The sequence below is a fragment of the Dulcicalothrix desertica PCC 7102 genome, from assembly GCF_003991905.1.
GTDB lineage: Bacteria > Cyanobacteriota > Cyanobacteriia > Cyanobacteriales > Nostocaceae > Dulcicalothrix > Dulcicalothrix desertica.
This window is the reverse complement of record NZ_RSCL01000015.1, coordinates 241798-254097: the sequence shown is the minus strand read 5'-3', so window position 1 is coordinate 254097 and position 12300 is coordinate 241798. Positions and strand designations below refer to the sequence as shown.

The 12300-nt window shown below is 39.0% G+C and carries 7 protein-coding genes; 1 reads left to right on the top strand and 6 read right to left on the bottom strand.

The window, feature by feature from the left end; translation table 11 throughout:
• On the top strand, nt 1–285 hold the full coding sequence (locus DSM106972_RS29625; protein WP_127084052.1) for a DUF427 domain-containing protein: 285 nt from the start codon (nt 1–3) through the stop codon (nt 283–285).
• 81 nt (nt 286–366) lie between these two features.
• Here the strand turns inward: DSM106972_RS29625 and DSM106972_RS29620 are convergent, their stop codons facing one another.
• The 6 genes from DSM106972_RS29620 to DSM106972_RS29595 form a co-directional block, all read right to left on the bottom strand.
• Nucleotides 367–3255: a methyl-accepting chemotaxis protein gene (locus tag DSM106972_RS29620; protein ID WP_127084051.1), complete on the bottom strand. Its 2889-nt coding sequence runs from the start codon at nt 3253–3255 to the stop codon at nt 367–369.
• Between the two features lie 158 nt (nt 3256–3413).
• Nucleotides 3414–6536: a hybrid sensor histidine kinase/response regulator gene (locus DSM106972_RS29615; protein ID WP_127084050.1), complete on the bottom strand. Its 3123-nt coding sequence runs from the start codon at nt 6534–6536 to the stop codon at nt 3414–3416.
• Nucleotides 6537–6862: 326 nt separating this feature from the next.
• A complete protein-coding gene (locus tag DSM106972_RS29610) occupies nt 6863–9637 on the bottom strand; it encodes a methyl-accepting chemotaxis protein (protein WP_127084049.1) in 2775 nt (924 codons plus the stop codon).
• Between the two features lie 165 nt (nt 9638–9802).
• Complete coding sequence (locus tag DSM106972_RS29605) at nt 9803–10300, bottom strand: chemotaxis protein CheW (RefSeq protein ID WP_127084048.1); 498 nt, start codon at nt 10298–10300, stop codon at nt 9803–9805.
• 7 nt (nt 10301–10307) lie between these two features.
• Entirely contained in the window at nt 10308–10685 is a 378-nt protein-coding gene (locus tag DSM106972_RS29600) for a response regulator transcription factor (protein ID WP_127084047.1), read from the bottom strand.
• 102 nt (nt 10686–10787) lie between these two features.
• Complete coding sequence (locus DSM106972_RS29595; RefSeq protein ID WP_127084046.1) at nt 10788–11894, bottom strand: response regulator; 1107 nt, start codon at nt 11892–11894, stop codon at nt 10788–10790.
• Between the last annotated feature and the right edge of the window lie 406 nt (nt 11895–12300).

Genomic DNA, 12300 nt, shown 5'->3' with positions numbered 1-12300 from the left:
ATGGCAAAAGCAACTTGGAACGGCGCCGTTCTTGCGGAAAGCGACAAAACTGTAGTCGTCGAAAACAACCACTATTTTCCTGCTGACGCAATTAACAAAGAATATTTCAAAGACAGCGATACTCACACAACTTGTCCGTGGAAAGGTGTCGCGAGCTATTACAGCATTGAAGTTGACGGGCAAGTTAACAAAGATGCTGCCTGGTACTACCCCACTGCAAAAGATAAAGCCAAACAAATAGAAGGATATGTAGCTTTCTGGCGCGGCGTCAAAGTCGAACGTTAATTCAATGTAGAGACGCGACATGTCGCGTCTAATTCAATGTATTCGCGTCTTGTAGTAATGGAGACGCGATATATCGCGTCTCTACATTATTTTAAAGGCGCCTACGGTTTTCTGTAGTTGTTGCGAAATTGCTACTGTTTGTTGTAACGAGTGTGATACTTTTTGCGATGATGTTGTTGTACGCTGCGATGTTAAGGCGATTTGTTTGACTAGTGTACTGACTATTTGTGATGTTTCTAATTGCGAATCTGTGGCATTAGAGATGGAGTTTACTAGTAAGTTTACTTGACGCGATACTTCCAAAATCTGTGCAAGACTGTATTTTGCGTCTTCTACTACTCGCGTACCTTCTACGACTTGAGTTGTTTCTAATTCGATTACCTGTACTAGTTCGGTTGCTTCTCTTTGAACGTTTTCTAAAATGTTCTCTATTTCTTTTGTCGCAGACGATGAACGTGCAGCAAGTTCACTGACTTCTTCTGCTACCACCGCAAAACCTTGTCCCTCTTCACCTGCACGTGCTGCTTCAATACCCGCATTAATGGCTAAAAGATTTGTCTGGACGGCAATTTGATTGATTAATGATACTACCCGCGAGATTTGCTGCGTTGATTCTCCTAAACGCTTCACTTTTTTAGCTGTCTCACCTACTGTTTCTCGTAAGTGCATTATTTTTTGAACTGTACGGTCAATTGCTTTTTCGCTTTCTTCTGCGTTTTGCGCTGCTAATGAAGCTACTGTTGATGCTTGACGTGCTGAAACAGCGACATTTTGCATTTCTGTCGTCATGCTATCAACTGTTTCAAGTGTGATATTAATTTCTGCTGTTTGTTCGAGTGCTTCTTCTGCTAGCTGTCGAATTTCTCCTGAGTTGGAACCGATTGCTTCATTGACTTGGGTTGCTGTTGCTTTTACTTTCGTGACAATATCACGTAAACTTTCGACGATAGAGTTAAAAAAGTCAGCGACAGTTCCAATTTCACCTTCGCTAACATCAGCACGCACGGTTAAATCTCCACTGACTGCACCTTCAACATCTTGCAGAAGTTCCATAAGCTGCATCTGAAGATTTTCTTTTTGTCGTCGTTCTTCAACAGAAACTGTTTCTGCTATTATTCGTCCTTGTTGAACTTGTTGTAGTAGTTGAGATTGTTCTAACGCATAACCAATTTGAACCGCAACTTGTTTAAATAGATTTATTTCGCTGTCTTGCCACGGACGTGCATCTTCACATTGGTGTGCTATGAATAAACCATATAGCTCTTTATTCACAAATATAGGCGCCAATAAGTATGCTTGGACGTTAAATTGTTGTAAGTACTTGATACAACTTTGACTCAAGCGCGGTGTGTTGGAAACAATATCTATATTATTAACGGCTTTAATGCTACCAATTGGTAAATCTTCTATATTTTCCTTAATATCATAAGGATTTTTTATATTTGCTCCTAAGAGTGTGTTAGATTTATAGTCAACTGACTCTGCAACCACTTGACTTTGCCATTCATTTAAACTGTAAAATAACGTTCTTGCAACTTGCATTGCTTTACGTGTATTCATGACAGCGACTCTTAGAATTTTTTCGCTATCGAGTGATTCACGTATTACTGCTGTAATAGCGTTAAGTTGTAACGCTAAATGTGCTTCACTTTCTCTTTGTTGAATTTGTGTATAAATTGTATCAGCCATTGTGTTGAAGCTGACTGCTAATTCGCCAATTTCATCTTTTGCAAAAATTTGCGCTCGCGATGTTTGAATATCTCTATGATTTTCAGTAGTTACGCTGTCTGCAAATTTTTGAGCAGCAGTTTTAAGGTTATCAACTGGCTTAACTATTGACCGTCGTAATATTATTATACAGGCGCCAACTAGTATTAAAGCAATAAACACCGTTAGCATTTGCTGGAATAAACTTTGCATTAGCAAGTTATTCAGCGATGACTCTGGTGTTCCTCTAACTAAAATAGCTGTTGAAGTTTTATCGTAAATAGCTTGCTGTTCGTCTATATTTTCAATAATTTTACTGGGAATAGCTTTAAAAGCCATTGTATAACTTTGGGCGCCTATATTCATCCTTCCAGTTATAACTTGACCGTTGGGAGATTTTGCAGCAGCAGTAAGTAATGACTTACTCTCAATAGGCAGTTCAACATTCGATACAGCTTGGTTAATATCTTGAGACTCTCCTTGATGAAGCGAACTAGCGTCTTCAAAGTCTCCATTCGCTTTGTAAAAATAAACCGCACTATAACCACCTCTAGTTGCTTGTAGAGTTTGTTTAGCAATCCCATTTTTGCCATTGACAATATCTCCTGATACTAAAGCACCTATAACAGCTTGATTCACTGGGTCTTTTACAGGTGTGACTGTATAACGAATGAGAGCATCTTGATTACTAAATCCTGTTGGTAGGGGTGGTGCTTCTTTACTTAGTTCACTCCAACTCACAACACGAGACGCTTTAATCTGTTTAGGATTATTTAAAACTTCGCTAACTAAATTATCTGGATTAAATTCTTCACCTGTTCGGTCAGTATTGGCATTTGCAATAATCTTTAAATCTTTACCTACCAAGGTTGCATATTCAATTTGTCTAGCTTTGACTTCATTAATTAAAATTTGCTTTATTTCCGACCGATAAATTCGATTTAATGACCTACCGGAATTATGAAATTTAGTTGCACGAATTAATGCTTGGTTATCTGATTGTCCACGAAACCCAAGCCCCATTTGATTAACTTTGATATTATAGTTTATGTCTGTAACGGCAATTTCTGATTTCGCTTGTTCAAGTATTTGATTTCGTAATCCTTGAGTAATTATTAGCGTGGCGCCCATTCCTATACCTAGGATAGATACCATTTCGCACACTATTAACGCTATCATTTGCTTACGGCTAATTGGTAGATTATAAAAATATTCTAAAATGGACAACCGTTTTTTATTTAATGATAGCTCTGGTTTATACATATTATAGTAATATTAATTACGTGAAGAAACCGGGTTTCTAATGTTGACTACTAATTTACCGTAATTACCACAAAAATGATGTATTGATGATAACCGATACAAACAAAAATGTAGAGACGTTACATGTAACGTCTCTACACAATTTGGGATGTTATAAACTATTTAGTTGCACCCGCCATTGGAAAGATAATTTCTTCCAAAGTTCTTAGTAATTCTTGCTCGTTGTATGGTTTTGAAAAGTAAGCACGGGCGCCTAATTGAATTGCTAGTTGACGGTGTTTATCGCTACTTCGCGATGTCAACATGGCTACAGGTATACCTTTAAAATCAGTATTGGCTTTTACACGTCCTAAGAACCCATAACCGTCAACACGTGGCATTTCAATGTCGCAAATTACAGCTTGAACTCTTAAACCTGTTTGAAGTTTTTCAATTGCATCTTGCCCGTCTTTTGCTTGTTCTACTTTGTATCCAGCTTTTTCAAGAGTTAAGGCAAGGAAACGACGCACGTTTATTGAGTCATCGACAATTAAAATTGTACCTTTTTGGTTTTTTGGTGGTGCGGGTTTTTCTTCAACTGAGTTCAAGAAAGGAGTTTTCAACCGTGCAGATGGTAACTGTTGGTTCCGAGGTGTACGCTCACTCGCTGCAATGGCATATAATAGCTCACTGGCGTTGACTAAAGGCACTACTCTTCCATCACCTAAAATTGTACAGTTATTGAAACCTGGAGGTAATGAAATATTTCCTTCTACTAAACGTATCGCAACTTCTTGTTCTCCCCACGTTTTGTCTAGCTGTACAGCTACAGGTTGGTTGTTACCCCGAATAATTAATACTGACTCCGCATTAATTGCAGGCGCCGTTTCTAAGTTAGGGTTATCAAAGCGAGGACAGTTAAACTCTAAATATCTACCTAGACGCACTAATGGCAGCATGTTACCCTGCCAGTTAAGAACTTCTCCATTTCCCATTGGATATACTAGGTCTTCTTGTGACAAGAAAATTTCTTCTACTATATCGGTAGGGAATGCTAATAACATGCGGTTACTTTCTACAAGCAGCACTCGTGCGACGGAAAGCGTAAATGGTACAGAGAGACTAAAAGTAGTTCCCTCACCCAAACTTGTATTAACTTTAACATCGCCTCGAACTTGCTTAAGGTTGTTTCTAACTACATCCATGCCAACACCGCGACCCGAAAGAGCGGTAACTTGCTCAGAAGTACTAAAACCAGGTTCAAAAATTAATGATAGTAACTCTTCTTCTGTGGCAGCAGTAAGTAATGCTTCATCTAACCCCATCGCTAAAGCACGGTTGCGAATTTTAGCGAGTGGAATACCGCGACCATCATCACGCACTGTAATAATAGTACGGTTGCCTTGGTGTGTAGCTTTAATTTCGATTGTTCCCTGCTCAGATTTTCCAGCTGCTACCCTCGAAGCGGGGTCTTCAATACCGTGGTCGAAAGCGTTTCTAACTAAGTGCATTAAGGGGTCGTTTAACGCTTCTAGTATGCTGCGCTCGATTAAAGTGTTTCCACCTTCTATTTTTAATTGAACGTTTTTACCATATTCAATACACAAGTCCCGCAACGCACGCGGAAAACGGTCTAATACGTCCGAAAGTGGACGCATTCGCACTTGAGTTAGTTTACGTTGGAGTTGTTTAGAAGTTTTATTGAGTTTACGAGAAATATTATCTGTATCATCAAGACTTAACTGTAAGTCAGTTGTAACTTCTTGCACCTGAACTATGGTTTCCATTACCTCTTGCGATAATAGATTAAGCTCGTTGTAACGGTCCATTTCCAAAGCATCAAAGCGATGTTCAATACTTTGCACCTCTGTACCATCTGCAAATTCTAAACTTTCTTCGAGTTCTTGGCTGGCAACAAAGTAAGAAGGAACTTCGGATATTACTGTTGGTGATGTATTAAAGTACTCAGATGCTCTTGTGGAAATTTTATCGTATGCTGCACGTAAGTACTGGTTTTCACGCTCTAATACTTGAACTCGTTGGTTAAGGTTACGAACTAATTTACGTAAACGTTCGAGTTGTAAATTTAAACCATTTCTTTGAATAACTAGTTCCCCAAACAAATCGTTGATTTGTTCAAGCTGCTTACTAGGAACACGTACTGTGTTTTCTTGGTCACGTTCTCTAGCTTTTTCGGGTTGCTCAACTTTACGCTCTGTACTCTCACGCTCGGTTTGTAGCTGGTAATCTTGATATTCTTCACCGATAATGCTAGATGCATCTGCGGTTTCGATTAATTGCACTTCCTCAAATTCTGCTGCTGCACTTTCAATTGCAAACGCTGCTTCTAATGCTTCAAAATCAGTATGTAAAATTTCGTCGTTTAGCCAATTTGACTCTATTTTACTAACTGCTGTTTCTGCGGCGCCGATGTGGTCTGGAATTTCTATAGAAATTTCTTCTAGAGTTGACTCGACATGCTCAGTATCATTTATAGCTGTAACTACATCAGTGCTAGCAGGGGTAACTTCTTCTAAATCAAGTTCTACGGGTAAACTATCGAGTTGATTCGTTAAAACTAGCGCTTGCGAACGGCGCCATGATAAAAGTGCAGCACGGGCAATAGTAGAAATATGGACAGGGTCGGCGTATTCTAAATGATGTGCCACTGACTCGCATAAACGGCTAAAAGATTCGAGTTGTAACATCTCTCCTAACCCACCCAACTCAGCAGCCATAATGCTGACTTCTTCCAATAAGCTTTCGGGTTGGTTGTCTGCCAACATCGACTCAAGACGCTCTAAACAACCCTCAACCTCAGTCTGAAATAATAGGGGAATTATATCTTGCCCATCTTCTGATGACAGGATAGTCGAAGCATCTTCTTCGCTTGGGTCACCTAAACGCTCGTGCAACTCATCAAAAACAGGGTTACAAAAAGTTGCTAGCCATTCTGAGTCTAAAGTGGCACCCTGCGAATGTAAATCGACGATTTGACGCAGCCAATCAACACCTGTTAGCAACAAACTTTGAAGCTCGGTATCAACCGAAACAGAATTTCGTTTTGTTTTTAAAACTTTAAACGAATCTTCTATTCGGTGCGCCAAATCGCTTAACACACGAAACCCCATCATTCCTGCTCCACCTTTAATTGAGTGGGCAGCTCTTAGTGCCGCATTGATTTTATCAATATCAATTCGGTTGCTGTCGATTTCAAGAAGAACTCCTTCGAGCGTATTCAGATAATCCGTCGCTTCTTCCAGAAACTGCATCTGGATTTCATGCTCTTTATCCTGTGACATGATTACTAGCCCTTAGTCATTAGTTATTGGTTTTTTGTTATCTGTTTATTTTTTTTTCGGATAATAAGTAACTGGTATTGGCTAATTAATTTAGCCTAGCTTTAGGTTAAAACCATTAGCTAGCTTTGGGTTATTTGTGTAAAAGGTTATAGTGAGTAACATATCTCCTAAACTAGTTAATAGCTAATACTAACAGGGATGCAAGAACTATCAACTACAAACTATTAATTTTTGCTACTACACATAATCTCTGGCTACATTTGTGACTTATTCAAAGACTAACCCAAAGCACCTGTTACAAGCGGATGCCCACTATTAACCATTAACTAATTGACTTTGAAGGTTCCGACGGTTGATTGTAGTTGCTCAGATATTGCCACTGTTTGCTGTAATGACTGGGAAACTTGGCGTGAGGAAGTACTAGTACGTTGGGAAGATGCAGCAATTTGCTTCATCAGTTCGCTAACCGTGCTGGAAGTCTCTAATTGCGATGCTGTAGCATTTGATATAGATTGTACTAAAGCATCGATTTGACGTGATACCTCTAAAATTTGATTCAAGCTTGATTTAGCATCTTCTACAATATGAGTTCCTTCTACAACTTGTGTGGTTCCCAATTCCATTGCCTGTACAACCTCACTGGTTTCGCGCTGAATATTTTCGACAATTTGCTCAATTTCTTTTGTTGCTGCTGCTGAACGTGCCGCTAGTTCTCCCACCTCTTCAGCTACAACAATAAATCCTTGACCTTCTTCTCCAGCGCGAGCTGCTTCGATACCAGCATTGATGGCGAGTAAGTTGGTTTGCATTGAAATTTGGTTAATAAGTGCCACAACTCGCGAAATTTGCTGTGTTGACTCACCCAAACGCTTAACTTTTTTCGCGGTTTCTCCGACTGTTTCGCGTAAGCTCAAGATATTTTGCACTGTCATATCCATCGCCATGCCACTCTTTGTAGCTGTGTTTCGTGCTGTGTTAGTCACATACGCGGCTTTTTGAGCGTTTTGGGCGACTGCTTGCATGTCTCTTGTCATGCTATCAACGGCGCTGAGAGTACGATTTATTTCGGCTGCTTGTTCGAGTGCTTCGTCAGCGAGTTCGTTTATGGCGCCAGAATTAACATTAATCGAATCGTTAACTTTTATTGCTGTTTGTTGAACTTGGGTAACAATCTCACGCAAACTCTCAACAATCGAGTTAAAGAAGTCGGCGACGGTGCCAATTTCTCCAGCAGTAACATCCGCACGTACAGTTAAATCACCACTTGCGGCGCCTTCAACTTCGCTAAGTAGTTCCAGAAGTTGCATTTGTAGCGCTTCTTTTTGATGACGTTCATCTTCGGTGCTTTTTTCAGCAACCATTTTACCTTTTTCGACGGTTTCTAGAAGTTGCGCTTGTTCAACAGCATAACCAATTTGAATCGCTAATTGCTTAAAAAATTCAATATCTGATGCTTGCCATTGACGGGGACCGTCGCATTGATGAGCAATAAGTAATCCAATTAATTGCTTTTGCTTGATTACGGGTGCAATTAAGTTAGCTTTAACTACAAATTTTTCAAGCATCTTAATGTAGCAAGCAGCATTTTTTAAGCTAGGGTCATTGTAAATATTATAAATTACCCTGACTCGCCCATCTTTATAAGTTTCTGCATGTCTCTCACGGAAACAAGGGTCATCAATTTCTACACCCGTCATTTTTGGATACCCTGCTACCACAGATTCAGAAACAATTGTCCCTTCAAAAGTTTGTGGGTTAAATTGGTAAAAAACCACTCGGTCAGCTAATAGTGCTTGACGAATTTCGCGAACAGCAGTTTTTGTAATTTCGTCATATTGAAGTGTTTGGCGTATCTTTAATGTGATTTCCGCCAATAGTTTTGCCCGTTCAGCATCTAACTGCTGTTTTTGAAGTAGAGCTTGCATTTGCTCTGCCATTTGATTAATATTGGCGCCTAAAACACCTAATTCATCACCACGTTCAACTTCTAAGCGTGTATCTAGTTCTCCTTCTCCTAACCTGGCAACCGCAGCAGTTGCATTTAATATTGGTTCCGTTGCACGTTTTGCGAGTAAGTAAGCTAGCATTGCTACAAGCAATGCAGTTAACCCAGTACCAATAACAGTAGTTAATAATAACTGACGCTGTGCATCAAATGCTGTTGCTTTGTTGGTTGCCAATACTGCTTTCCATTTTAAATCGGGTAAACCTTGAACAGTTGTTGTAGAAGCAGAACTAACAACTTCGTCTCCACCCAATTTCTGAGTATTAATATTTTTACCAACTTGGTCTTTTTTACTTGCGACAAAAACTTTTCCAGTCACGTCAGCAAGACTATACTTTCTACCTGCCCCCCCATAGTTTTTAATCACACTTTCTAATGATTCAACAGGCATTCTTGCTCTTAAAATTGCAACCGTTTCATTACTAACATTATCCTTGACAGGAGACACAGTATAAATACTGAGTTTGTTTGATGATGGGGATAATTGAGGTTGGCTGATGTAAGGACGGTCGTCTCGTTTAACAGCTTTGATGTAATCTCTGTCGCCAATATTTGATGGTATTACACTGCCTTTAGATTGTACAATGACGTTGCCGTCTAAATCGACAACGGCAATGCTGTCATAGACTTTACTCGTCTCAGCAATTTTATCTAGAACAACTTGTTTTTCTTGAGGAGAAAGTGATTCGCGAATTCTTCGATTTGCAAAAATTGGTAGGTTTGCCAATACTTGAACATTAGAATAACGTTCAACCATAAAGCGGCTAACTTTATCGGCTAAACCTTCAGTTTCGGACTGCTGCGACTGAGTAAATTTATTCTCAATTGATTTACTCGCAATCGAATAAGATAAAATCCCAAATCCTAAAACAGGAATAGTTCCAATTGCAATTGCGATAATTGTTGCCTTTGTCCGCAAACTTAGCTGTTTAAATTTTTCTGCCACAGAGTTATTAATATTATGATGAGAAAAATTAGATTCCTGAGAATACAATATAATTTTATTATTCTTATCTGTGCCGTTGTTGGATTCTGTAGGCATTAACGGTTTCTTTTGAGTATCGCTGCTCTTTGCAGGCTCAGTTTTATTAAACATAAATAATTTCCCTCAAATAAATTATCGAGAACACCGAATCTTGGAAACCAATCATTTTACAAACTAGCCGTTCATTACAATAGACGCACATTTTATGAAGTGTGAAGTGAGGGAGAGGGAGTAAAGGCTTCTCCTTTCTCCCTCACGACATCATTATTAATTAAATTAATCTGCTTTTAACGCAGAAGAATGTACAATTGCGTGAGCATCTAAAACTAATAGCGTTTCTTGCTGTTGTATAACGCAACCGCGTAAATATGGAACTAAGCTTGATGCAACTTGTCCAATTGGCGAATGAATCTCATCAGGAAGAAATTTGACCGTGCCAATAATGTCATCAACAACTAAGCCTAATAATAGTGAATCAACTCGTATAATAATTACGCTGTACTGACGCAATCGAGTTTCTATAGACTCTAAATTGAGTATTCTTGGTAAATCAACTACCCAAACTATGCGACTGCGCCAATTCATCAACCCCAAAATACACTCTCGCATTCCCGGCATCGAAGTTACTGACTCAACAGGCACTACAATAGCTTCTTGGGTATGAAGCATCGAAATCACCGCAGTAGTTTGCTGGTTAATCTGAAACTTGAGATAGCCGTCTCCCAAGCTAGTTAAGTTTTCTGTTGTCGAGAGTGGAAGTTTTGGATTGTTCATATATTAATTACATTGCAAGTGATTTGATAGCTAGCAGTAGTTCGTCGCGCGTGTAAGGTTTAGTCAAATAAGCATCTGCACCTTGTCGCATTGCCCACAAACGGTCAATCTCTTGGTTTTTGGAACTGCAAACAACAATTGGTACGTTTTCTGTGTTAGGATTTCGCTTGAGCGCACGGCACAGTTCAAAACCGCTCATTCCAGGCATTACAACATCGGTTACTATCACATCAGGCTTTAGAGTCGTGACTTTTTCCAAAGCTTCTTTGGCGCCTGTCGCTTGAATAACTTCGTAGCCACTTTCTTTGAGATAGTGACTCATCAACTCTAGTTCACTAGGAGAATCTTCGACTATTAAAATTGTGCTTAACATTGTAAGAGTCATATTAAATTCCCTCAAATAATAATCGAACTGTATAAACAAATTTGATAAATTTAATTTATATTTGGGAATAAATCCCAAATAGCTAAAGCTTAAAAATTAAATCTAACTGATGTGTTTGAAAACCATTTTCAATAATTCAGATTGGGTAAATGGCTTCGTCAAATAACCATTAGAACGTACCATCTTGGCTTTAGCGCGGTCAATAAACCCCGTTCGACCTGTAACCATTATTATTGGTATGTCCTTAAATGATGAATGTCTTCGCAAAAGCGAACACAACTCATACCCATCTAAATTCGGCATTTCCACATCTAGCAAGATTAAATCGGGCTTACTGCGAAGAATTTGCATTAAAGCTTTTACTGGGTCATTTATCATCACCACTGCAAAAGTACTTTCATCCAAAAACCGCTTAATCGAGCTTAAAACCGTTAGACTGTCATCGATACAAGCGACTGTGTACACTTTTTTACGAAGTTGCTTGCTTGAATACTGGTTATTACCTCCTATAGTGTTAGTTTCTACATTTATATTATTGTCATTCCTGTCATAAGTATCTGTAGTATGAATGCTGCTAGATACTTGCTGGCTATCTTCATTTTTTGACTCATTATCATATTGTGGCGCCTGATTTCGCTCCTCAATGTGGGTAATTACATCAGGAGCAGAATAGCTGTAGCGACTTCGTAATTGTCTTTGACATTGTTCAACCAAAGTTCTTAAATCTAGACGACAAAACTTAGGAAGGTCATCTAAAGCTGTTTCGCGACTAAATTCGTAACTACCCTCTTTCAACGTTAGAAACGACTCTAATACTTCGAGCGCTAATTCCTCAATTAATACAGATGCTTGCTCTCTCGTCATGTAATCACGATTAACCAACCAACAAATAGCTTGATAGTCAGCTTGTGCAATCGATTGATTAATGTGTTTCGGCTCGAATAATAGTCGCATCTGCATTCGAGTCGAGCGATTCAAAGTAGGTATTTGTCGAGCAAAACGCTCTAAGTGTCCATCAAGCCAATCAAACAGTTGATTTGAGTATGAGGCATAGGTAAGTTTACCCTCCTCAAGATAAAGCGACCAAGAAATCGCACCAGTCAATACTTTCAAACAGCCAGTTGCACGGCGACTAGTTAACTGCGCTAGCAACGATAGTGGGTGTAGCTTCTGAAATACCCTATAACTATCGAGAGGAGTTGTACTCATTGTATCTGCTACCTAAACTTCATTTGATAGGTATAATCGAAATTTTTAATCATCGCACCCACTACTTCAGTAAATTTGGACTGTTTGTATATTAAACTACAAATATCCTAATTGGGGAAAAGTGGTAGAACTCTCTACCCGTAACCTTCTCACCCGACTCAGCATAACAATTATTTATTAGCTTGAGTGAATTATCTAGTTATCTATACTGAGCCTACCAAACATTTGAACACAGTTGCTAAAAAATCTGTAAAGACTAAATGAAGTCACTCTCCTCTATGTAAACTTTAGTTAGATGTTTTTGTAATAACACTGTATCAAGTCGCAATGATTAATGCTCATTTTCCAGTGTTAACACTTAAGTATAAAGCATCATTATCTAACAATGCAAACACTTGCTTCCTTT